The organism is Arthrobacter sp. Soil_C_60, from assembly GCF_057656375.1.
Genome location: NZ_JBDGKM010000001.1, coordinates 497,097 through 519,942, shown reverse-complemented (window position 1 = coordinate 519,942; position 22,846 = coordinate 497,097). Strand labels below are relative to the sequence as shown.

Below are 22,846 nucleotides of genomic sequence, written 5' to 3'. Positions count from 1 at the left end.
ATTGCGGCCACACCTGCAAGCCTAACGCCAGCCGACTAAAACTACACTTTGAGGCGCCTGCGTCTGCGCGAACCGTTACGGCGGACAGGCAGGTCGCGACCAGCCAGCAGTGCGATAGCGTGCCGCAGGGGTGAATCCGGGGCGCTTTCGAGAAATACGGAGCCACTGAGCAATGCCGCGTCCGCGACATCGAAGTCGGCTGGCAGGAATGACTGCACCTCTTTGACGGGGCCGAATCGCTCCCAGGAGTGCCGGAGCTGGTCAACGGGCGCCGATCCGATCGATGATGCACGCACCTTGTTCAGGACGACACGGGGCGCAGCACTGGGAACAGCCTGTTCAATTTCTGCAAGCGCCCGGACCAGTCGCGGGACTCCAACGGCGTCGGCAGCTCCGACTGCAAAGACAGTATCGGCTAATTCGAGGCAACGAAGGGTCGCGCCATTGCGGCGTGGGGCCATAGTGTCAAAGCTGAGTTCTTCGTCGGCCTCGAGGCAGAAACCGCAATCGATGATGGTGTAGTCCGCGAGAGATCTGGCCAGCCCTATTATCGTGGCAATGGCTCCGGACCGCAGTTCCGGCCACCGCTCGGCCCTTGTGATGCCTGTCAGCACCTGGAGGTGCGCCCCTTGTACCGCTACCTTGACGCTTATCCGTGCCAGGGCCGGTCCATCCAGGATGCCCTGATCTGCCAGCCTGCAGGCCTGGGCCAAGGCGGCGGATTCGTCCATCAGGCCGAGAAACGCCGCTACGCTCGCAGAATAGGTGTCGGCATCGATCAGAATCGTCGTCTTGCCTGATGCCGCATATTCTGCCGCCAGATTCACCGCGACCGTCGTTCGGCCGGGCGCGCCCGCTGGCCCCCAGACAGCGATAACCTGACCGCCGGCTGACAGATCAGCGGGTTGGTCGTCCGGGATCTCGACCGGCAACAGGGCGTGGGCCGGGTCGGCATAGTCCGCCACCTGGGTGCCTGTTACGGGAATATTCGCGACGGCTTCGGCGATAAGGTCGGCCAGTTGCAAAGGCTCCATCAAGACCGGTCCGTGGGCAACCCCCAGTGCATCGAATCGCCGGCGCTCCCCTTCATCGTCCGTGAGCACGACGACGGCAACCTGTGAGCTGTGAAGCCGCTCCAGGACGCCGATGCCAAGCTCGGACGTGTCGCCGGCAACAATTGCGGCACGGGCGAGCCCAGTCTGGCAGGCAGCAATCATTTCAGCGAGGGCATCGCACCTGCGCACAACAGTTACCGGACCATGCAGTCGTTCCAACCCGCCAACGAAGTCAGTAAACGTGTCGCCGTATGTAATAACGGGGATGTTCATGAACCGCTGCCGGGGTTTAGGACCACGTTGATCCGTGCACCGTTAGACAGGGCATTAAGCAAGCCCGGCATTTTTTCATCTGTGACCAGTACATGCAGCTGGTCTATTTGCGCGGATCCGAGCGCAGGTCCTGTCTCTGTAAGCTGGGAAATTTCGGCACTTTCCAAGAGTCTTTCAGGAGGGCTGAAGCCGTTTCTGCCGTCAGGCATGGCGACCCAAACGTCCACTCTAGCCCCCGCTCCAGCGCCCTCGGGAAGCACACTGTCGATGGTCAGCGCGACCGGCTTCCGGTCCAAAGCGTCGGCTGTGCCCAAGCTGGCCCCCGGGATGAGCTCTCCCTTGCGTATGAAGGTTGTCGCGACCGCATTCTCAGGAATGCCGGTTTCCGCACTGAGGTAAGTCTGCTCGACCTCGCCTAGTCTGACGTTCACGATGGAAAATTCGTCCGAAGTTATTTTCTGGCCGACACTGATGTCGTCCCTGGCCGCGAACATTTCAACCGTCTTGTCCGCGTTCCCCAGCAACGCCGTCACGGAGGCAACTGAAACCAGAACCAGCAGGATACCGATGAGCAGCCGGGGGTCCTTCCACGATGGCTTCTTCAATCGTGCTGCGGGAGCAGCAAGGTCGGTAACAGCGCTCAAGGTACTCCCCTGTTGGATTAGCAAATGCACCGAAGACAAATCCTCTGATCTGCTGAGACATTCGGCTGACATCGCGGGCTCCGACCATTCTTATGGAGACCGCTTGAAAAACAAACCTTCAGGTTGCTGATGCCGCGAATTGTGGATAACAAAGTGTCATTTTGCATCAGTCCACAGCATCGAGAGCCGGATCGCGTCAAACAACATCAACCGATGTCATAATGAACTTGACCCCTGTACAACAATTGCTGTCGAGGAGGACCTGATGCCGCGGTTTCTGACTTTGACCGATGTCGCCGAAATACTGCAGATATCATCTTCCCAGGCCTACGCACTAGTGCGCAGCGGTGAGTTGCCGGCGATCCAGATTGGCGGCCGCGGCCAGTGGCGTGTGGAACAGCTGATGCTGGACCAGTACATCGACAATAAGTACGCCGAGACTCGTCGTCTGGTCGAAGAAGCCAGATCAGGAAAGAACAACTAGGTCTATGCCTTCCCGCTCAGCGGGCGTGGAATCAAGCGCTTTGAATCCGGCGGGGTCGTTTCAATCCCCTGCGCGGACTGAGGCAAGGGCCCCAATCGCAGTAAATGGGACGGCATACACAGTCCGCACGTTACTGGCTCTCCGCGCCTCGCCTGAAGGAACAGCTGCAAGCTCCAAAAAATCGCTGCCGACGCGGTCGATCATGCCATTGACAGTCCTGCTGGCTGAGCCCGATGCCAGATGAAGTACCACGTCGGCTCGGTCCCGTGCCAGCGCGCGCAGCGCGGAGCCCATACCGAGCCGCTTCGCCACAGACGACTTCTCAACTGACGAGCTACGGCTTAGCCCTTCCAGTAACTGGATTGCCGGCAGCGGAACGAGAACGCTCCTGGCCCGTTCGTTAAGGACCAGCCAGCTGGACCCAACGTGTGCCAAGGCCCCGGTGAACTGCAGTCCTCCGGATACTGTCAGCCGGATCCCCGAACCGATTTGCCCGCGTAACCGGTCCCCGAGCGACGTCTCGGCGTGGTTCAGCCGCGCAAGCTCGTTGGCTTCGGATTCAAGCCCCCGCTGGCCAGCGGCATGCAGTTGCGCTTCCATGTCCGCAAACAACGAGTCCCATCGCACTGCTCCAGCCTAGAAGCAGCATCAAAGTGGGTCAAACTGCGCCAAAGGGGTTTACACCGCCGCACGCTGATGCCATCATCAAGAGTCACAGCCAACTCATACACATCAAACCGCATCAAATGATGTCAAACAGAACATTCTTTGCGTGGAGCGTGACATGAAGAAGACAGGAACGGACACAGTCGTCACCGTGATGATTCCGCTCTGCGGGGCAGCACTGCTGTGGGCAGGAAGCCGCATCAGCTTCGACGACGAGGGAACATGGCGTCCCTTGCTCTTGCACACATACTCGGAATTACTAGCTTCCAGCGCGGCTCTGGTTGGCTTGGCGATTGTCGCTTGGTGGCTGGTTGGCATCGTCTGCGCTGTCGTCGGTGCCGTACTTCAGCGTGCCGGACATACCAAGCTCGCGGCTGCGTCCTTTGCCTGTAGCCCCGCATTCATGAAACGGCTCGCCACTGCCGTTATTGGACTCAATCTCCTAACCGCACCAGTGCTGGCCAATGCCGCGACCTCAGTACCCGGGACGGACAACGTATCCCAGTCAGCGTCGCTCCAGAGCAGTGCAGTTTCCCCGTACTTCCGGATGGCCCCGGCCTCATCAGGTGAATCCCATTCGGTCAGCCCTTGGTGGAAGCCGGCTGCGCCGCCAGCGTCACCGGGTCTGATCGCCAGGCCGATCAGCCAGACGAACGAGGAAGGCCGGGCTGTGACCGTGGGAGTCGGAGACACGCTGTGGGAAATCGCTGCCAAGGATCTGGGCAAGCTTGCCACCGACACTGAGATAGCGGCCCATTGGCCAAAATGGTACACCGCCAATAAGGATGTCATCGGACCGGATCCTGCCGTACTTCTGCCCGGACAAATCCTTCTAGCGCCCACAAACCGTTGAACTCGCAATCGCACCGTCAGATGAGGAAAGGCCATGCCATGAACAACGTCACCCCTATGCGGCAGGATAAGCCGGAACACGCGGACCGGGAGCTAACCGAGGTACAGGCGCTTGCGCCTGCCAGCGGAGCACCCCGGCCACTCACGGTCCGGCCAGTCAGGTCGCCGGATCCGGAGGATTACTTCGCACCCGTTATCCGGCTCCAGCCACGCACTCCTTCGCAGCCCGCTGCCCAGGCAACGGATCGGGCGCCAGGCGGGCCGGTAGCAGAGCAAACCCACGGGATGGACGCCCAGGAACTGCGGCAGGTAACTGCTACCGCGAGATCCGTGGCTCAGGCCGCGATGGAAGCGATCGGTGGCACTCGCCCCGTCCAGCAGCTGGCTCGCTGGCTTGATCCCGTCTGCTACGAAAAGGTCGCCCGGCGCGCAGGCTTGGTCAGGGAACGGCAGAACCGCCGAGCTGCTGCTGGACAAACGGTCCTACGGCTCCACCGCAGTGCTACCATCCGTTCCTCCCGCGTGTGCCAGGTCTCGGACAGCGCCTATGAAGCATCCCTGGTGATCGCTGAAGCATCCAGAGTCCGCGCCGTGGCGCTGCGCCTTGAATTCAGGCGCGGACTCTGGAAGGTCGCGGCGTTGGAAATAGGGTGACAACAGGTCGGGAGCGGTTTACTTCCGGCGACGTTTGGCGTCCTTTGCCGCCTTCGCGCCGTCGGAAGCTTCAGCCTGATTCCCTGGCTTGCCCGAGTTCTGCCGCTCGACACGGGTCACTGCTTCGCCGGTAACGGTCGGAGCCGTGAACTGCAGCGACGCCGGCCGCTGAGGTGCCTCCAGACCTGCCGCGGTTATCTCCGGTGCCCGAACTGCGCTGCGGCCATCCGTTACACCGGGAAGACCTGTCGGAGCAGGTTCTTTGACCTTGACTTCAAGGTTGAACAGATACCCAATGCTCTCTTCGCGGATGGCTTCCATCATCGCCTGGAACATGATGAAACCCTCACGCTGGTATTCCACCAGAGGATCGCGCTGTGCCATCGCACGCAGGCCGATACCTTCCTTGAGATAGTCCATCTCATAGAGGTGTTCCTGCCACTTCCTGCCGATCACCGACAGCACGACCCGGCGCTCCAGCTCGCGCATGGTTGCGGCTCCAAGAGCCTCTTCACGCTGAGCGTAAGCAACCTTGGCATCCGAAACGATTTCTTCACGGAGGAAGTCCGCCGTGATTTTTGGCTTGCCGCCAGCCTCCTCGACCACTTCGTCGATGGTTAGCTGGATCGGGTACAGCTGCTTGAGGTTCGTCCAAAGCTGCTCGTAGTCCCAGTCGTCGCCGTGACCTTCCTGCGTCGCCTCATCCACCATGGCCGTGATGACGTCTTCGAGGAAGAAAGCGACCTTCTCATGCAGGTCATCGCCTTCGAGAATGCGGCGCCTGTCGCCGTAGATCGCCTCGCGCTGGCGGTTCAACACGTCGTCGTACTTCAATACGTTCTTGCGTTGTTCGGCGTTGCGTCCCTCGACCTGGCCCTGGGCATTTTCGATTGCCTTGGACACCATCTTGGATTCCAGGGCAACGTCGTCAGGCATACGGGATGAGTTCATAATGCGTTCGGCTGCACCGGAGTTGAACAGCCGCATCAGGTCATCCGTTAGTGAGAGGTAGAAGCGCGACTCGCCGGGATCGCCCTGGCGGCCGGAACGTCCACGCAACTGGTTATCGATCCGGCGCGATTCATGGCGCTCGGTACCGAGCACGTAGAGCCCGCCTAGCTCCTTGACCTCGTCGTGTTCCGCCTTCACGGCCTTCTGCGCCGCTTCAAACGCCGCTGGCCAGGCCGCTTCGTACTCTTCGGGGTTTTCCGCGGGATCGAGCCCGCGCTTCTCCATTTCGGCCACGGCGTTGAATTCCGCGTTGCCGCCAAGCATGATGTCCGTGCCGCGGCCGGCCATGTTCGTCGCTACCGTGACCGCACCCTTGCGCCCGGCCTGGGCCACAATGGCAGCTTCACGCGCATGGTTCTTGGCGTTCAGCACCTCGTGGCGTACCCCCTGCTTCGCCAACTGCTTAGACAGGTACTCGCTCTTTTCGACGCTCGTGGTGCCGACGAGTACCGGCTGCCCCTTTTCATGGCGCTCTGCAATGTCCTTGACGACGGCGTCAAACTTGGCCAGTTCGTTCTTGTAGATCAGATCCGGCTGATCAGCGCGGGCCATCGGCTTGTTGGTGGGAATGGGAACGACGCCGAGCTTGTAGGTGCTCATGAATTCGGCGGCCTCGGTTTCGGCCGTACCCGTCATGCCCGACAGCTTGTCGTAGAGCCGGAAGTAATTCTGCAGCGTGACCGTGGCCATCGTCTGGTTCTCGGCTTTGATCTCCACACCCTCTTTGGCCTCTATGGCCTGGTGCATACCCTCGTTATAGCGCCGGCCGGCGAGAATTCGGCCCGTGTGTTCGTCGACAATGAGGACTTCGCCGTTGAGGATGACGTAATCCTTGTCGCGCTTGAACAGTTCCTTGGCCTTGATGGCGTTGTTCAGGAATCCGATCAGCGGAGTGTTGGCCGACTCATAGAGGTTGTCGATGCCGAGGTAGTCCTCGACCTTTTCGATGCCGGATTCCAGCACGCCTACCGTGCGCTTCTTTTCATCGACTTCGTAGTCGTCCTCAACGTTCAGCCGCTTCACCACGCGGGCGAACTCTGTATACCAGCGGTTCACGTCCCCCGAAGCCTGCCCGGAAATGATCAGCGGAGTACGGGCCTCATCGATCAGGATCGAGTCCACTTCGTCAACGACGGCGAAATGGTGCCCGCGCTGGACCAGTTCGTCCTTGCTCCAGGCCATGTTGTCGCGGAGGTAGTCGAAGCCGAACTCGTTATTGGTTCCATAGGTGATGTCGGCGTTGTACTGTTCGCGGCGAACTGACGGGTTCTGGTTGGACAGGATGCAGCCGCTGGTCAGACCGAGGAACCGATAGACTCGGCCCATCAGGTCGGACTGGTATTCGGCCAAATAGTCGTTGACCGTGATGACGTGGACGCCCTGGCCGGTCAAGGCATTCAGATAGGCAGGAGCTGTCGCAACCAAGGTCTTGCCTTCACCGGTTTTCATCTCGGCGATATTGCCCAGATGAAGCGCAGCGCCGCCCATAAGCTGGACATCGAAATGGCGCAGGCCGAGTGTACGGCTGGACGCTTCCCTAACGGCGGCAAACGCTTCGGGCAAGAGATCATCGAGATGCTCGCCGTCCTGGTAGCGCTGCTTTAAAGTGTCAGTCTCGCCGCGAAGCTCAGCATCCGAGAGGGCTTTGAAGTCCTCTTCGAGAATGTTGATCGCGTCAGCATAGTTGCGAAGCCTCTTCAGCGTCTTTTTGTCGCCGGTTCTTAGGACTCGCTCGAGAATCGATGGCACTGCTTTGCTCCCAGTCGTTTGCACAGAATTCTGGCTTCATCAGTCTACGGGAGAGACGTATCAACCTCTGCTTTGGTTCCCGCAGGGCGGACAAGTGACCTTCGGCGCTGCCCTGACAGCAAAGTTTTAAGCGGCCCAGCCAAGTCCCCGCGGTCCTCCACCCGGACGCCATCCAGACCAAGCCAGCGCGACATCAGCTCCAGTTCGGCAGCAAGTTCTACGGCGGTATCCGCGGGTGCATCGGCCTCGCCGAAGGCCCCCTTGACCAGGAGCAGGCCGGCCGACCGGTCTGCCTTGAGGTCCACCCTGGCACACAAGGACTCCCGCAGCAGGAACGGCAGGACGTAGTACCCGTAGCGCCGCTGCGCGGCAGGGGTATAGATTTCGATCCGGTAATGGAAGTGGAAAAGGCGTTCCAGCCGGCGCCGCTCGAAGACCAGCGAATCGAAAGGTCCGAGCAATGCGCGGCCTCTCGCCGTACGAGGCCGGAGCGCCTCGGTGTGCAGATAGTGCGGTCCCTGCCATCCGTCGACAGCTACTTCTTCCACTCTGCCTTCGGCCAGGAGCTGCTGCAGGGCCGCCGCGGCCGGCTGAACCGGAATCCGGAAATAATCGGCGAAACATTTCAGCGTACCGATGCCGTGGGCTGTCGCGGCGGCATCTATCAACCGAACCATCGCGTCGTGTTTCTCGGGTCGCTCCGAGGGATCGACGCCCTTCGGCATCACTTTCCCGGTCAAAGCGTAGAGCCGCTCGAACTGTGCGTTCCGGCCAGCAGCGCTGACGTCACCGCGTTCAAACAGGTCTTCAAGCACGCGTTTGGCCGCGTTCCAGTTCCACCCCCATTGGGCCGTGGAACGGGTTTCGGCATGACCAATCCGTTCGGCAACGGCCCGGGCGCTCAAGGGACGCGACGAAGCGAGAGCCTGTATGATCCGCTCCGACAAGTCATCCCGGGTATCCGGGTCCATCGCAGACGCGCCCACCCATTTTCGTTTCTGCCACACGCGCAGGTCGTTGAAGTGGTCCGGCCGGATGTAGCTGGCTTCGTGCGCCCAGTACTCAACCATGCGTCTCGGAGCCTTGCCCGCAAAGCGATGCAGGATTTCGACGTCGTAATTACCCAGACGGGAAAACAACGGCAGGTAATGGGCCCGGGTCAGCACGTTCACCGAATCGATCTGCAACAGTTGCAGCCGGTCGAAGGTACGGCCCACCGCTCTTGCCGAAACAAGACCGGTGGGCCGCTCCCTGTGGAGGGACTGTGCAGCGAGCGCGATGCGCCGGGCCTGGCGGAGACTTAGGGGTGCAGCCATCCACCTATCCTAGGCACTGGATTGCGCTTGCCTTGAGGTTTTAAGCGTTTGCTCCTTCTGCTGCGCGGTACGCCAGAAGCTCTTCCTTCGCGGTGGATTCCTCTTTGCAATCGGCGTCCAGCGAAATCACACCATAGGTCCAGCCGCGGCGCCGGTAGACAACACTCGGGGAGTTCGTTGCCGAATCGATGAACAAGTAAAAGTCGTGCCCGACGAGTTCCATGTTGTCGACAGCGTCGTCGAGCGTCATCGGCGGGGCCGGAAAGACCTTCCGGCGGATCAGGACCGGGGAATCGCCGGCCGGAATGTCATTCTCTATTTCATATTCGTCCGTAGTTTGCGCTGACGGAGTGGAGCCGTTCAGGCTGGCCTCCGATGTCTCGACATGCAGCGGCTTGGTGGTGCTTGCAGGTTCGAGCGACGCGGTAGCTTCATGGACGCCCTTGGGGTTGTGGCGTCCGTGGTGGACCTTGCGGCGGTCACGGGCCCGGCGAAGGCGTTCCATGAGCTTGCCGTAGGCCAGGTCGAAGGCGGCAAATTTGTCAGCTGCGGTGGCTTCCGCACGAACAACGGGGCCGCGGCCTAGTACTGTGAGCTCGACGGTCATGGAGCTGTCCGCCTGACGAGCGTTTATTTCCTTCGTAATCTTGGCATCCAGCCGCTGAACCTTGTCGCCCAGCTGCTCTATTTTGGAGATCTTCTCTTCGGCGTATTCCCGGAACCGGTCGGAGACCGAGAGGTTGCGGCCGTTGATATTGAATTCCATGGTGCCCTCCATAACTGCTTTAGATGACACAACAGCGACTGAAGAAAATTTCTCCTCCCAGTCGCTGAAGACGGGCCCTCGTCCCTTTTTGCGGAGCCCATACTTCACGTTAAGGCAACGTCATCCTTTATTCACCCCCTCCCCCGCGGATTTTTCCTAAAACGTCCCACATTGTTGGCTTCCGCCCTGTATCTGCGCGGATCCGCGCCATTACGCCTGCGGCTGATTCCGGTTTGTGTCGCGATGCTTCAGGCGGTTCCGGAGGGCGCGGTTGTCGCAGCCACAACCACGCCAGCATCGACTACTGCGCCCGCCTCGCGCAGGGCCCTCGTCAACTCGGCTAGGGTCGATCCGGTTGTGAGCACGTCATCGACCAAAATGCAGTGTCGGTTCTGCAGGGACGCGGTGTAGCGCCGCTTGATCCGCATGGATGAGGAGACGTTGCTCCGCCGGCCGGATTTGCCCAGCGACTTCTGCGAAGCTGCCGGCAGGATACCTTTCGCCAATCCGGCTATACCGGATCGGATACAGGCCGCGCGCAGCACGGACAATTCAGGCGGCAGGAGTTTCTGCCGTTCCAGTCGGCGCAGCAGCAAGTCCAGCGGGTCGTAGCCGCGCCGTCTGCGCGAACTGGAGCGGGAGGGCACGGGCACCAGAAAAACCCCTGGATGGCCGCCGTCGATGTGCGCCGCGGCGTGGACAGCGGCTGCGAGCGCAGGCGCCAGCGCGTGCACAAGGTCCGTCCGGCCTTGGTTTTTGTAGGCCAGGATCGCCTGGGACAGCTCGTGCCGGTAACGGCCCGCAGCCATAACCGGGAGAACCTCGGCCACGTCCGTCCCGACGAAGGGCAACGACTCGGCGCCGTCCTCGGCGCGGTAGGGCCGCACGGTCGCCCTACGCAGCCTGCTCCGGCAGGCCGGACACAGTGTGTGGTCCTCGGCCCCGCAGCTAACGCAATCGGTAGGCAGCACAAGGTGGCCGAACTCTGCGGTCCACCGCAGCACCCGCTGCACCGCGGCGTGGAAGTACACAGCATCAAACAGGGCAGCGGGGAACCACATGCTTTCCACCCTCAAGCATCATTGATGGCCAGGCAATGCCTGTGCGCCGCCTGTGGACAACGAGCCACCCCTGCCGAACGGGCACCCTTATGGGGCTGTCCGTCCGGTTATCCCGGGAATGACGGATCGATCACCAGCGGCGGTGGCTGTGGCGCCCAGCTGTTGCCGACCCGGATATACAGCGCTTCCTCCGTCTGGGCATAAACGTCCTGGTCTCCGTTGCCGGCACTGATGTCCAGCATTCCGGTGAGTGGCGCCATCCGCTGCGAGCCGCCGTCGAGCCTTAATATTTCCGTTTCCACCGGTTCGTCCGCCGATGACTGCATGACGATCACCGTTGATTCGTTGGCCCACACCCCTGAATCCGCGGGAACGGAAGCATCCAACTCGATCGGCGTGCTGATGCTGCGCGGCTGTCCGTCCTGGTCCCGGACCACGCCGGCAACGTAGACCTTGGTCTCGTCTCCTTCACGGGCGATGACCAGGGCGCGGGCGCCTTCCCGCGAGATCCGCAGTTCCTCGATGGTCCGCTCCGAGAACCATTGCGCGGTGATGTCGACCCGCGTCCGCTCCTCATCAGGGGCGATGGCGTAGACCGCACCACTCTGGTCGCCGGCCGCAGTCCAGGTCCAGCCGAACGGATCGACGCTGGGGGCGGTCAGCTTCGTTCCGGCCACTGCCTGATGCGCTGTCCTGTCCGGGCCAATAACGTACATACGGTTGCGCTCCGCGTTCAGGAACCCGAAGTGCTCCTGGTCCAACGACATGGCCGGATCACGGGGATCGAGTTCCGAGACAGCGGGCAGGTTCTGCGGCTCGACCGGACGCGAGCCTTCGTAGAAAGTCAGTTCGTTGTCCAGCACCCCGATCTGGAGACTGCCGACCGCGGGATTGGTCACGGCGGCTTGGAAGGCAGGATCCGGGGACGGACCCAGATCAACCTCCCGCTGGTCCACGGTCATGTGCACTGTGCTGACCGTGTTCAACCCGCCCAGCGTCAGCTCCAGCTGCTGCTGCATCTGCTGTCGGCGCAGGAAAGTGGTGCCGGTCAGGACTTCGGCCGAGAGGTCAACCGTGGCCGCCCCGCTTTCCACCGGCACCGAGCGCCTGACCAGCGTGGAACCCTCGGGGAAGGCACTGATCACCGCGCCGCTGAGGTACGGGGCCGGCCCTTCCAGGAGCGCGGAGACTATCGCCGCCGATACCCCCTGGCGGCTGGCGTACCAACGTACATCGGGTACGGCATAGGTGTACGTGGCGTCGTAGAAATAGAGGTTGTAGGCGGAGAACAGCGTCTGGAAGTCGACGTTGGAAACCATGGTGCCATCCGGAATCTCGGCGATCCGCCATTCGCCGTCCACATCGGTCAGCACCACCGGCACTGACTCCGTGGCGCCTTCCTCCGCCGGCTCGCGGATCCCGTGTTCGTCGATGACCGAGGCGACTTCGAGCTGCACAACGAATTCGGTGTCCGTAGGTGAGCCCACGATGTTCACCGAATTCCGGTAGACAACAGTGCGCTCCACCGGCTGCCATTCGCCCGCGAGCGACGGTGCGAGGAATTCACGCGCCGTGCGGTAATCGTCTTGGGCCGCGGTTCCCGCGAGCAGGAAGCCGTCGACAATGGCTTTGGGATCCGCGCCCGGGACAGGTCCCGGCGGATTGAATGTGTACTCGGCCGCCTCGGTCTGGGGCTCTTCGCCTTGGCTGGTTCCCACCGGGCCCGACATGGGAATGGAGGAGCAGGCGCTGAGCATGATCAGGGCGGCAAGAAGTACGACGGCGGCGCGCAGCAGTGGGCCCGGCCCGCCTTTGCGCTCACCCAACGTCCGTTGCATGGTGTTCCCCCTCCATCGTGACCTGCACATCCTGCCGTTCCGGCGCGGAGATTTCCGCGGGCCCGCCGTGGGCCTCGGCGGGCGGCAGCGGCAGCGGAGACCGCGTCAGCACCGTGTCCCGCCGCCGCGGCAAAGTCAGCCGGAAGCAGGATCCCTTTCCTGGTTGACCCCAGGCCTGCAGCCAGCCGCCATGCAGCCTGGCGTCCTCGGTCGCGATGGACAGCCCGAGCCCGCTGCCGCCGGTGGTCCGTGCCCGGGCCGGATCCGCCCGCCAGAACCTGTCGAAAACCCGGGATGCTTCCAGGGGCGTCATGCCTATGCCGTGGTCGCGCACTTCAACGGCAACCGCTTCCTCGGAGGAAGCAACAATCACTTCCACCGGCTGCCCCTCGCCGTGCTCCAGAGCGTTGACGATGAGGTTACGCAGGATCCGGTCGATGCGGCGCGGATCCATCTCCACCACGCAACTGGTTTCGGCGGACACCAGCTCAAGTTTCGACCCGGAGTTCTCCGCCAACGGCTGCGCACCCTCCATGGCATGGCGGACGACGTCGAAAATTTCGGTTGGCTCTGCTTCCAGCACCGCCACGCCGGCATCGAAACGGGAGATCTCCAGCAGGTCAGCCAGGAGCGCCTGGAACCGCTCCACCTGGTGATAGAGCAGTTCGGCAGATCGGGAATTGATCGCATCGAAGTCCGAACGGGCATCGTAGAGGACCTCGGCTGCCATCCGCACCGTAGTCAACGGGGTGCGCAGTTCGTGGGAGACATCGGAAACGAACCGCTGCTGCATCTCCGACAGCGTGGCGAGCTGGGTGATCTGTTCCTGCAGGCTGGCCGCCATCCGGTTGAAGGACTCGCCGAGCCGCGCCAGTTCGTCCTCGCCACGGACCTCCACCCGTTCCTGCAGTTGACCCGCCGCCAACTTCTCGGCCGCGATGGCGGTTTGGCTCACGGGATGCACCACGGCGCGCGTCAGCAGCCAGACGATCCCGCCGGTGAGTATCAGCAGCAGGCCTCCGCCGATCCAGAGGATGCCGTGGATGAAGTCCAGGGTCTGCTGGACCGCTGACAGGTCGTAGATCAGATAGAGCGCGTAGGTGTTGCCAGGCGGCAGCGACACCTGTGTGCCGAACGCGATGGCGGGCACATCATGGTCTCCCCGGGGCAGGGCCATGGGCTGGCGGTACTGGCCGGTCCCGCTGGCGACCGCCTGGCTGAGCCCTTCAGGGATGATGCTCGCGGTAATGCTGGTGTTTGACCGGCTGGCGACGTAGAGGTTCTGCGCGTCCTTCATGGGAGTCAGCAGATAATAGCGCGGCGTGCCCCCGCCGGTGCCCTCGAGCAGCTTCAGGGTGTCCGCCACCATGCTGGTGACTGTGGCCCGGTCGCTGGCCGCGGAGCCTTCGAAAATCCTCTTGACCCGGTTCAGTTCCTGCCGGGACTCCGCCTCCGCCTGCTGCAGCCGGTCCTGGTACAGCCCCGAGGCAATCTGGCTGGAGAGGAATGCGCCCACGCCAAGAAAGGCAAATGCGGTCAGCAGGACGGTTGCCGTTACCGTACGGAACTGCAGCGAGCGCCGCCACCTGGCCGCTATCTTGTCGCGGCCGGCCAGAACGGCGCGCCAGAACGGGGCGGCTGCCGCCTTCAGCCTCGAAAACCACAGCGTGAGCGCGGGATTCAACTAACCTTGGCCAGCCTTGTATCCCACGCCGCGGACGGTCAGGACCACCTCGGGCGCTTCCGGATCCCGTTCGATCTTGGAACGCAGCCGCTGGACATGGACGTTGACCAACCGGGTGTCTGCGGCATGGCGGTAGCCCCAGACCTGTTCCAGGAGAAGTTCGCGGGTAAATACCTGCCACGGTTTACGGGCCAGCGCAACCAGCAGGTCGAATTCCAGCGGCGTCAGCGAGATCTTCTCGTCGCCGCGGTGCACCACATGACCTGCCACATCAATAACGACGTCGGCAATCCGCAGGGTTTCCGGCGCACGTTGGTCTCCGGGCCGCAGGCGGGCACGCACCCGGGCCACGAGTTCGGCAGGCTTGAAGGGCTTGGGCACATAGTCGTCGGCACCGGATTCCAGGCCCCGGACCACATCCGACGTATCGGACTTTGCCGTCAGCATGACAATAGGCACGTCGGACTCGCCGCGGATCAGCCGGCAGACTTCAATGCCGTCCATACCGGGCAGCATGAGGTCCAGGAGCACAAGGTCCGGCTTGGAGCTGCGGAAAACCTCCACCGCCTGGCTGCCGTCCGCGCAGAACACCGGATCGAATCCGTCATTGCGCAGGACAATGCCGATCATTTCGGACAAAGCCTCATCATCGTCTACGACAAGTATGCGTGCCTTCATATCTCCATATTCCCCTATTGGCCCTTGCAATGTCGCGTTGGCCACAGTGCAGTACAGCGCTATGTTCCCTCCCGGTGACCCTTCGGCCGAGTGCTGAGTGAAGTTGGGAGACGGAAACTATAGGCTGTTGTGAGGCTAGCACTTCATACGGCCGGTAAGCCTGCCGGCCGACACGCCACGACGGCGGCACCTCGGCTCTCGCCGGGCGTTCCGGGTGCTCAACGATCAACAAGGGGAACTCCATGGCTCAGGGATCAGACGGCGCCGCGCAGCAGCCGGAGCAGCCGGCTCCCGGTCAGCCCCAGCAGCCCGGCTCCTGGGGACAGGGCCAGCCCGGCCGGCCGGAGTGGGGCCAGCAACCGCAGTGGGGCCAGCAGCCACAGTGGGGCCAGCAGAGTCCTTACGGTGCGGGCAGTCCGCCTTACGGGCAGCCGGCCGGCTGGCAGACTCCGCCGAATCCGTATGGCGGCTACAACGGCTACGTTGCTCCGCCGAAGCCAGGCGTCATTCCGCTGCGCCCCCTCGGCGTGGGCGAGATCCTGGACGGCGCCTTCCAGGCGGCCCGCAAGAACGCGGCCGCTGTCTTCGGCACGGCCGTCCTGTTCCAGATCGGCATCAGCGTCCTGGCCTGGATGGCCGGCAGCCTGATCATTTCCCTGCTGGGCGGGCTCCAGGTCATGACCAATGAAGAGCTATCGGACGAATCAGCCATCGCGCTGGTGCTGTCCCTGGCGACCTCCTCGTTGGTGCTGGGGCTGCTCTCCAGCGTCGGAATCCTGCTGCTGCAAGGCCTGCTGGCCATTCCGACGGCCCGCGCTACCGTCAACCAGAAAACGAGCTTCGGCCTGATGTGGTCACTGGCGCGAGGACGGATCTGGGCTCTCATCGGCATGGGCCTGTTGTACCTGGTCCTGACCGTGGCGGCGCTGGTAGCCGTCATTGCCGGCTCGTTCTTCCTCGCCGACCAGCTCGGAGCCACCTCGGTATGGATCATCGTCGGGATCATTCTGGCGCTGACGTTCCTGAGTATCTGGATCGGCGTCAAGCTGATGCTGGCTCCCGCCGTCGTCGTTATGGAGCGCAAGGGCATCATCGGCGCTTTCGTCCGGTCCTGGCAGCTGACTAACCGCAGCTGGTGGCGGACCTTCGGCATCGTGCTGCTGTGCACCATCATTGTCGGCGTCATCACCTCGGTCATCAGCATGCCGATCTCCTTTCTGATCGGCCTTGCCGGCCCGGCCATGGGAGACCCGTCCGATCCGGAAGCCATGCTCACCGCGATGGGCCCCCTGACGCTGGTGTCCATGCTGGTTTCCTCCCTGTTCTCCGCGATCGGCTACGCCTTCCAGGCCGCGGTCATCGCCCTGGTCTACACCGACCTGCGGATCCGTCGCGAGGGGTTCGACGTTGTCCTGCTCCGCGAACATGAGCAGGCCGCGGGACGCGAAACCCGGACCATCCCGGGCCTCGGTTCCGTCGCCGGAAATGCCGCAAGCTTCGATGCCTCCGGACCGTTCGGCCCCTCGGGCCCGGCTGGTCATTCGGGTCATTCGGGTCATTCGGGTCCGGCAAACCAACCGGGCCAACCCGGCCCGTCCGGGTATCCGGGCAGTCCCGGAGCGCCGTGATCGCCGGCTATTCGGCCGTTCCGCCGGTTTTCGCGCTGCCTCCGGTTCCTGCCGCCGTTCCTCCGGTGTCGCCCGGAGAAGACGAAGCGCGCGAACTGCTCATCCGTGAGCTGGCCAAGGAACCGTACCAGGAGGCTAAGCCGGGACTGCTCGACCGGATACTAACGGCGATCTCCGATTGGTTTACCGATCTCATCGAATCCCTGGAGGGAGTGAGCCCGAACTTGGGGACGGCACTGATCGTCCTGGCGGCAGTCCTGGTCATCGGCGCAGCCATCTGGTTGGTCCGCCCGCGGCTGAACGCCCGCAAGCGCGCCGCGGCCGAGGTCTTCGACGACGCCGTCCAGCTCACTGCCGCCGAACACCGCCGGCGGGCAGCCGCTGCCGCGGCCAGCCAGGAGTGGAACACGGCCGTCGCTGAGGAATTCCGCGGGCTGGTCCGGGCAATGGAGGAACGCGTCATCCTGCAGCCCCAGCCCGGCCAGACGGCCGACGAAGCCGCTGCCAGCATCGCGCCGGCTTTCCCCCGGCACGCTGCCGAAGTCCGGCGCAGCGCCGCCCTGTTCGACGGCGTGCGCTATGGCAACGTCCCGGCATCGGAGCAGGACTACAACACGGTGCTCGGCCTGGGCAACGCCCTCACAGGAACCAGCCCGGTGTTCGGCCCGGGCGCACCGTCGGATCTGGCGGTGCCGCGATGAGCCAAGCAACGGCCGCGCGCGTATCGGCAGACACCGTTGACGGCAGCGGCGAGGAGCAGACAGCGTGGTCGGTGGCGAAGCAGCGGCTGCGCCGGTGGGGTTTCTGGCTGCTGCTGGGCGTGCTGCTGATCGCTGCCGTCCTCGTCCAGCTGTTGCGCTCACCTGCGGCCGACCGCGAGGACCTTTCCCCCGCCAACCCTGCCCCCAATGGCGCCATGGCGGTGGCCGAAGTACTGCGGCAGCAAGGCGTTGAGGTGATTGCCATGGATTCGCTCGACGAGACGCTGGGCGCGTTGGAGGATGGCGGGACATTGCTGTTCCACGACGCCAACAACTACTTGGAACCGGAGCAGCTGACCCGGCTGGCCGACCATGGAGGCCGCACGGTCCTGGTCCGGCCCGGCTTCCAGCACCTGCAGGAACTGGCGCCGGAGATCAGTGCCGCCGGACGTGTTCCGGAGGATGGCGGCCCGTTGGCCGCGGAGTGCCTGACCAACGACGACGGCGCGGGCACGGCGCCGGACGGACAGGATTCCGGGACGCAGCCTGCCGGGAGCATCAGCCGCGGCGGCCTGGGCTACCGCGGCCCGGTCATGTGCTTCACGTTCGAGACCGGGGCCGAGCCGGCAGCTTCCTATGTCACTTCGGCGGACGGCGGAACAATAGTGCTTGGCGCCGGCCATGTCCTGAGCAATGAGGAGATTGTCGAGCGGGGCAATGCCGCCCTGGCCCTGAACACCCTGGGCAGCGCCGACCGGCTCGTCTGGTACCGGCCATCGCTGTCGGACCTCGCCGTACCGGAGGAGCCGCAAAGCCCGCTGGCGCTGTTGCCGGCCTGGGTCGCCCCCGTCACATTGTGGCTGCTGGCCGTGGGGGTGCTGGCCATGCTGTGGAAAGGACGGCGCCTGGGCAAGCTGGTCCAGGAGCCGCTTCCCGTCGTCGTACCCGCCGCGGAAACCGCCGCCGGCCGCGCCCGGCTGTACCAGGACTCCAAGTCCATCCGGCGCGCAGCCGCCAACCTGCGCGCGGCAACCCTGACCCGGCTGGCTGTGAAGCTGCGCCTAGGGGCGGGCATCAGTGCGTCCGCCGTCGTCGATGCCGTAGCCCGGCACAGCAACCGGCCCGTCGTCGAGCTGGACCGGTTGCTGCGGACGTACATTCCCGAAAGCGAATCCCAGCTGGTGGACTGGGCACAGAACCTGCAATCCCTAGAGAAAGAGATCCTGGACCAATGAGCGATTATCCGCAGCACGCCCCCGGTTCCATGGCGGGCACCGCGGCGCAGCGATCCGCCTCGGCAGATGGACCGGCCGCGTCCCATCCCGATCCGGCTGGCCCGGGGACCTCCGACGACCGCCTCCGCCAGGCGCTGCTGGATGTGCGCAGCGAGGTAGCCAAGGCGGTGGTCGGCCAGGACGCCACGGTCACCGGGCTCCTCATCGCCCTGCTCTCCCATGGCCACGTGCTGCTGGAGGGCGTTCCAGGCGTGGCCAAGACACTGTTGATCCGCACCTTGTCCGCCGCGCTGAGCCTGGATACCAAGCGCGTGCAGTTCACCCCGGACCTCATGCCCGGCGACGTAACCGGCTCGCTCATCTACGACGCGCACACTGCGGAATTCACCTTCCGCCACGGTCCGGTCTTCACCAACATCCTGCTGGCCGACGAGATCAACCGGACGCCGCCGAAGACCCAGGCTTCCCTCCTCGAGGCGATGGAAGAGCGCCAGGTGTCAGTGGACGGCGTGGCCCGGAAGCTGCCCGAACCGTTCATTGTCGCCGCAACGCAGAACCCCATCGAGTATGAAGGCACCTATCCGCTGCCTGAGGCCCAGCTTGACCGTTTCCTGCTGAAAATGACGATGAACCTACCGGACCGCGATGCCGAGATCGAGATCATCCGCCGCCACAGCATGGGCTTCGACCCCCGCGATCTGCAGGCCGCCGGCGTACGGCCCGTCGCCTCCGTCGAGGACCTGGCGCAGGCCAGGGCCGCCGTCGCGCGCGTCAGCATCTCCGCGGAGGTGCTCGGCTACATCGTCGACATCACCCGCGCCACCCGTTCCGCCCCGAGCTTCCAGCTGGGAGTTTCGCCGCGCGGCGCTACCGCCTTGCTCAACACGGCCAAAGCCTGGGCCTGGCTCTCCGGCCGCAGCTACGTCACACCCGACGATGTGAAGGCCCTGACCCTGCCGGCCCTGCGGCACCGCGTCGGGCTGCGCCCGGAAGCCCAGATGGACGGGGTCCAGGTCGATGATGTGCTGCACAGCATCCTGGCCACCGTTCCGGTTCCCCGCTGACGTGATGGGGCTCCAATGGCGCTGACCGGACGCTTCATTCTGCTGGCACTGGCCGGCGTTTTCCCGCTGATCCTGTTCCCCGCGGGACAGACGGCCCTGTGGTGGTGCCTGTTTCTGGCCGTGGTGCTGGCAGCCGACCTAGGTTTGGCCGGCTCGCCGCGGAAGATCGGCCTGGAACGCCGGATACCCCCGAGCGTCCGCCTGACGGAAGAATGCACGGCGGAACTGCTGGTGACGAACCATGGGACGCGCCAGCTGAAAGCGGTCCTCCGGGACGGCTGGCAGCCTTCCGCCGGTGCCATAAACCCGGTGCAGCGGATCAGCATCCCTGCGGGCGAGCGGCGGTTGCTTGCGGTCCGGCTCCGTCCCGAGCGCCGCGGCGATCTGCTGGCGCACCATGTGGCCGTCCGGTCGCTGGGGCCGCTGGGCCTGGCCGCCCGGCAGCTCTCCGTTCCGGCCCCTGCCCGGCTGCGTGTACTCCCGCCCTTCCACGCCAAACGGCATCTGCCCTCGAAACTGCGCAAGCTGCGTGAGCTCGACGGTAAGGCCGCAGTCCAGATCCGGGGCGCCGGGACCGAGTTCGATTCCCTGCGCGACTACGTCCGAGGCGACGACGTACGCTCGATCGACTGGCGTGCCACCGCAAGGCGGCAGGCCGTCGTCGTACGCACGTGGCGTCCGGAACGGGACCGCCGAGTGGTGATCGTGCTGGACACTTCGCGCACCGCGGCGGCCAGGATCGACAACGAGCCCAGGCTGGACACGGGCATCGAAGCGTCCCTGCTGCTGGCGGCTCTGGCCGAGCGGGGCGGGGACCGCGTGGATTTCCTCGCCTTCGACCGCCGGGCCCGCGCAACGGTCAGATCGGCTTCCAAAGGGAACCTGCTCAACCAGTTGGTCAATGCGATGGCCACGGTGGAGCCGGAGCTCATCGAAGCGGACTGGTCCCAGATCCCCGCGCAGGTCCACAACATCTCTTCCCACCGTTCCCTGGTGGTGCTGCTGACCTCGCTGGATTCGGGCTCGGCCGAGGAATCGCTGCTGCCGATGCTGGCGCAGCTGACCGCCAAGCATGTGGTGGTGGTTGCCTCCGTCCGGGATCCGCTGCTGGATGAGCTGCGGGCTGAGCGCGGCACCGCCACCGATGTCTTCCGGGCCGCCGCCGCGGAACGGGCGCTCCTGGACCGGGCCGCCATCACCCAGCAGATCAAGCAGCTGGGTGCCGAAGTGGTGGACGCCGATCCGCACCAGCTGCCGCCGCAGCTGGCCGATACCTATATCCGGCTCAAAGCCGCCGGCCGGCTTTAGGGGATCCGGATGGCTTCGGTCTACCAGCTGGCCATGGGCGCGGACTTCGCCCTGCTGCAAACCGAGCTGCAGGAGTATTTCAGCCTGGCCGCGGAAACCGGCCCGGCCGCTGCCGGAGGTGCCGCCGTTGGTCTCGGCACGGGGGTTTTCGACGTCGCCGGCTGTCCGCGTTCGGCGCTCCGTCCGATCCTGCGGCTCGCTGGCCGGGATCATGCGCTCTTCCCCGAATACCAGCGGGACGTGCCGTTCAGCATTGAAAACCGCGCCCATCTGGATGCAACCGGCAGGCCCGCCCTGACCGCCGTCCGGACCATGGATTTCGACGGCGGCCGGCGCACCATGCAGGACACGACGGTGTGGGAGGACGGGGCCGGATTGACAGACGTGCTGGGTCGCAGCGGCACGGTGCGGACAGACCTGGTCTGCTCGGCCGGAGCAGACGGCCGGATGCGGCTGGTCTCCCGCCGCACCAGTTTTAGCGCCGGCCGGTTCCGTCTGGGCCTGCCGCGGCTGCTGGAAGCCGCCGCCTTCACCGAGCAATGGTGGGACCGTTCCGAAGGCCGCTTCCGGATCCGCACCAAGGTGCTGCAACGCCAATTGGGCACCGTGCTTGAGTACCGAGGATCGTTCTCCTACCAGCTGGTGCCCTCCCAGGGCTGACCGGCCGCACCGCGAGACCGTCCGGCCGGATGCCAGCAGTTGGCCGATTGACTATCCTTCGGCGACAACCTGGTTGAGCGCATCCGCGGCTTGGCTCAGCCTCGTCAGGATCCGGCGGGCCGCCTCAGGCGACTGGCCTGCCAGTCCTGTTGAAGGGCTGAGCCGGAGCTGGGGCAGCCTCGACACGGGAAGCCCGAGCTGCCGCCACGGGCGCAGGACGGAATCCACGATGGCGGTAACGCGCGGAGGCTCCTGGACAGGACGGCCGGACTGCACCGCCCCCAGCCAGATGCCCTTGTCCGCTTCGGCCGCTGCTGCCAGCGCCTCCCACTGGCCGGTGGTCAAACCCTCAAGCGGAACGGCGACGCCGTCCATGCCGCCGTCCAGGACCAGATCGAACGGGGCATCCGCCCCGGGCAGCGCCACGACTACTTGCCGTGCTCCGGCAGCGTGCAGCGACTCCACCAGTTCGCGCCACTGCGCACTCACCTCGTGTTCAGGAACGGCCCGGAGGGTGCGGTAGCCGCTGGCCGTCGGAATGGATCCGGCCAGGACCTGCGCAATCTCGGGCTCTTCCACCTGGACGATGATGTCCGCGCCGGGCACCGCCGTGCGGACCCGCTGCAGATGTTCGACGACGCCGGCGGCCAGGGACTCGGCGATGTCGCGTCGCGCGCCGCTGTCCAGCAAGGCCCGTTCGCCGTTGTGCAGATACAGATTGGCCGCCATGGAGAGCGGTCCCCGGCACTGCAGCTTCAACTGCGAACCCGGTTGCTCTTCTGCCCCGGCAACGTCTGCCAGAACGTTCACATCGGTGCTCAGCGCAGACGCCGCCCGGCGGTGGTCCAGCCCCGGACGGTCGACCAGCCGCCAGCCGTGGGGCTGGAGATCTACGGCCAGTTCCAGCAGCATGGCTGCGGTACGGCCCACCGGGTCGGAGCCAATGCCCCGGTCGGGCAGTTCCACCAGATGCGGCAGGTTCGGCTCCCCCAGCTCGCCGCGGATGGTCCGTGCCGCCTCCGTCGGGTCAGTGCCCGGCCAGCTGCCCAGCCCGGTTGCGCTGACGGACAGTGCGGTTTGCTCCGGCGCCGCCGGAGGTGCTTCTCGTGGGCTGGTCATACTCCGGCGGACTCGTCCTGTTCGGCATCGCGGCTGGTACCGCCGTTGTGTTCGTTGGAAATGGCCTGGTGATGCCTGATGACCTCTGAAATGATGAAGTTCAGGAATTTTTCGGCAAAAGCCGGGTCGAGGTGCGCCTCTTCTGCCAGGCGCCGCAGTCTGGTGATCTGGGCTGCCTCCCGGTCCGGGTCCGCCGCCGGCAGCTTGTAGCGTGCTTTGAGATATCCCACCCGCTGCGTCGCCTTGAACCGCTCCGCCAGGAGGTACACGAGCGTCGCATCGATGTTGTCGATACTGCCCCGCACTGACAACAGCTCCGCCATGATCTCAGGGGCAACCTCTCCGGACAAGGAGCTGGCCGACGGATCGAAATCTTCAGCAAAGCGTGGTTCAGTCATGC

The 22,846-nt window shown here is 64.3% G+C and carries 20 protein-coding genes; 9 read left to right on the top strand and 11 right to left on the bottom strand.

Annotated elements, in window-relative coordinates:
• Positions 1-41 precede the first annotated feature (41 nt).
• Together AC3A4M_RS02530 and AC3A4M_RS02525 are read right to left on the bottom strand one after the other, a co-directional pair.
• Complete coding sequence (locus AC3A4M_RS02530) at positions 42-1,328, bottom strand: CpaE/TadZ family protein (protein WP_498733756.1); 1,287 nt, start codon at positions 1,326-1,328, stop codon at positions 42-44.
• Entirely contained in the window at positions 1,325-1,861 is a 537-nt protein-coding gene (locus AC3A4M_RS02525) for a hypothetical protein (protein ID WP_498733755.1), read from the bottom strand. Before AC3A4M_RS02525 ends, AC3A4M_RS02530 begins: the two co-directional genes overlap by 4 nt.
• 376 nt (positions 1,862-2,237) lie before the next feature.
• Between AC3A4M_RS02525 and AC3A4M_RS02520 the strand changes: the two genes are divergently transcribed.
• The 3 genes from AC3A4M_RS02520 to AC3A4M_RS02510 all read left to right on the top strand — a co-directional run bounded on the left by AC3A4M_RS02520 (position 2,238) and on the right by AC3A4M_RS02510 (position 4,628).
• Positions 2,238-2,456, top strand: coding sequence for a helix-turn-helix domain-containing protein (locus tag AC3A4M_RS02520; protein ID WP_498733753.1), 219 nt, complete (start codon positions 2,238-2,240; stop codon positions 2,454-2,456).
• A 784-nt stretch (positions 2,457-3,240) separates the two neighbouring features.
• On the top strand, positions 3,241-3,975 hold the full coding sequence (locus tag AC3A4M_RS02515) for a LysM peptidoglycan-binding domain-containing protein (RefSeq protein ID WP_498733751.1): 735 nt from the start codon (positions 3,241-3,243) through the stop codon (positions 3,973-3,975).
• A gap of 38 nt (positions 3,976-4,013) precedes the next feature.
• Positions 4,014-4,628 carry an Rv3235 family protein gene (locus tag AC3A4M_RS02510; protein WP_498733749.1) on the top strand — a complete coding sequence of 205 codons (615 nt, stop codon included), beginning with the start codon at positions 4,014-4,016 and terminating at the stop codon, positions 4,626-4,628.
• An 18-nt stretch (positions 4,629-4,646) separates the two neighbouring features.
• Here the strand turns inward: AC3A4M_RS02510 and secA are convergent, their stop codons facing one another.
• The 7 genes from secA to mtrA form a co-directional block, all read right to left on the bottom strand.
• Positions 4,647-7,388 carry a preprotein translocase subunit SecA gene (secA, locus tag AC3A4M_RS02505; protein WP_498733747.1) on the bottom strand — a complete coding sequence of 914 codons (2,742 nt, stop codon included), beginning with the start codon at positions 7,386-7,388 and terminating at the stop codon, positions 4,647-4,649.
• A 44-nt stretch (positions 7,389-7,432) separates the two neighbouring features.
• Positions 7,433-8,704 (bottom strand): winged helix-turn-helix domain-containing protein, encoded by a 1,272-nt coding sequence (locus AC3A4M_RS02500; RefSeq protein ID WP_498733744.1) that lies wholly within the window; start codon positions 8,702-8,704, stop codon positions 7,433-7,435.
• A gap of 40 nt (positions 8,705-8,744) precedes the next feature.
• Positions 8,745-9,470 (bottom strand): ribosome hibernation-promoting factor, HPF/YfiA family, encoded by a 726-nt coding sequence (gene hpf, locus AC3A4M_RS02495; protein ID WP_074701569.1) that lies wholly within the window; start codon positions 9,468-9,470, stop codon positions 8,745-8,747.
• 248 nt (positions 9,471-9,718) lie between these two features.
• The gene (locus AC3A4M_RS02490) at positions 9,719-10,531 is read right to left on the bottom strand and encodes a ComF family protein (protein ID WP_498733742.1); all 813 of its coding nucleotides are present in this window, start codon (positions 10,529-10,531) and stop codon (positions 9,719-9,721) included.
• A 107-nt stretch (positions 10,532-10,638) separates the two neighbouring features.
• Complete coding sequence (locus AC3A4M_RS02485; RefSeq protein WP_498733740.1) at positions 10,639-12,369, bottom strand: LpqB family beta-propeller domain-containing protein; 1,731 nt, start codon at positions 12,367-12,369, stop codon at positions 10,639-10,641.
• Entirely contained in the window at positions 12,350-14,053 is a 1,704-nt protein-coding gene (gene mtrB / locus AC3A4M_RS02480) for an MtrAB system histidine kinase MtrB (RefSeq protein ID WP_498733739.1), read from the bottom strand. Before mtrB ends, AC3A4M_RS02485 begins: the two co-directional genes overlap by 20 nt.
• Complete coding sequence (gene mtrA, locus AC3A4M_RS02475) at positions 14,054-14,731, bottom strand: MtrAB system response regulator MtrA (RefSeq protein WP_169994053.1); 678 nt, start codon at positions 14,729-14,731, stop codon at positions 14,054-14,056.
• 242 nt (positions 14,732-14,973) lie between these two features.
• On the opposite strand from mtrA, the gene AC3A4M_RS02470 reads away from it, so the two are divergent.
• The 6 genes from AC3A4M_RS02470 to AC3A4M_RS02445 are packed head-to-tail and all read left to right on the top strand — an operon-like array spanning position 14,974 to position 21,327.
• The gene (locus tag AC3A4M_RS02470) at positions 14,974-16,359 is read left to right on the top strand and encodes a DUF7847 domain-containing protein (RefSeq protein ID WP_498733737.1); all 1,386 of its coding nucleotides are present in this window, start codon (positions 14,974-14,976) and stop codon (positions 16,357-16,359) included.
• Positions 16,356-17,060 (top strand): DUF4129 domain-containing protein, encoded by a 705-nt coding sequence (locus AC3A4M_RS02465; protein WP_498733735.1) that lies wholly within the window; start codon positions 16,356-16,358, stop codon positions 17,058-17,060. Before AC3A4M_RS02470 ends, AC3A4M_RS02465 begins: the two co-directional genes overlap by 4 nt.
• Positions 17,057-18,295 (top strand): DUF4350 domain-containing protein, encoded by a 1,239-nt coding sequence (locus tag AC3A4M_RS02460; RefSeq protein ID WP_498733733.1) that lies wholly within the window; start codon positions 17,057-17,059, stop codon positions 18,293-18,295. The genes AC3A4M_RS02465 and AC3A4M_RS02460 overlap by 4 nt, the downstream gene beginning before the upstream one ends.
• Positions 18,292-19,359 carry an AAA family ATPase gene (locus tag AC3A4M_RS02455; RefSeq protein ID WP_498733731.1) on the top strand — a complete coding sequence of 356 codons (1,068 nt, stop codon included), beginning with the start codon at positions 18,292-18,294 and terminating at the stop codon, positions 19,357-19,359. The genes AC3A4M_RS02460 and AC3A4M_RS02455 overlap by 4 nt, the downstream gene beginning before the upstream one ends.
• Positions 19,360-19,374: 15 nt before the next feature.
• Complete coding sequence (locus AC3A4M_RS02450) at positions 19,375-20,667, top strand: DUF58 domain-containing protein (RefSeq protein ID WP_498733729.1); 1,293 nt, start codon at positions 19,375-19,377, stop codon at positions 20,665-20,667.
• 9 nt (positions 20,668-20,676) lie between these two features.
• Positions 20,677-21,327, top strand: coding sequence for a DUF4166 domain-containing protein (locus AC3A4M_RS02445; protein ID WP_498733727.1), 651 nt, complete (start codon positions 20,677-20,679; stop codon positions 21,325-21,327).
• Positions 21,328-21,378: 51 nt separating this feature from the next.
• Here the strand turns inward: AC3A4M_RS02445 and AC3A4M_RS02440 are convergent, their stop codons facing one another.
• Positions 21,379-22,446 carry a uroporphyrinogen decarboxylase/cobalamine-independent methonine synthase family protein gene (locus AC3A4M_RS02440; RefSeq protein ID WP_498733725.1) on the bottom strand — a complete coding sequence of 356 codons (1,068 nt, stop codon included), beginning with the start codon at positions 22,444-22,446 and terminating at the stop codon, positions 21,379-21,381.
• Positions 22,443-22,844 carry a chorismate mutase gene (locus AC3A4M_RS02435; RefSeq protein ID WP_498731303.1) on the bottom strand — a complete coding sequence of 134 codons (402 nt, stop codon included), beginning with the start codon at positions 22,842-22,844 and terminating at the stop codon, positions 22,443-22,445. The genes AC3A4M_RS02440 and AC3A4M_RS02435 overlap by 4 nt, the downstream gene beginning before the upstream one ends.
• Positions 22,845-22,846: the final 2 nt, after the last annotated feature.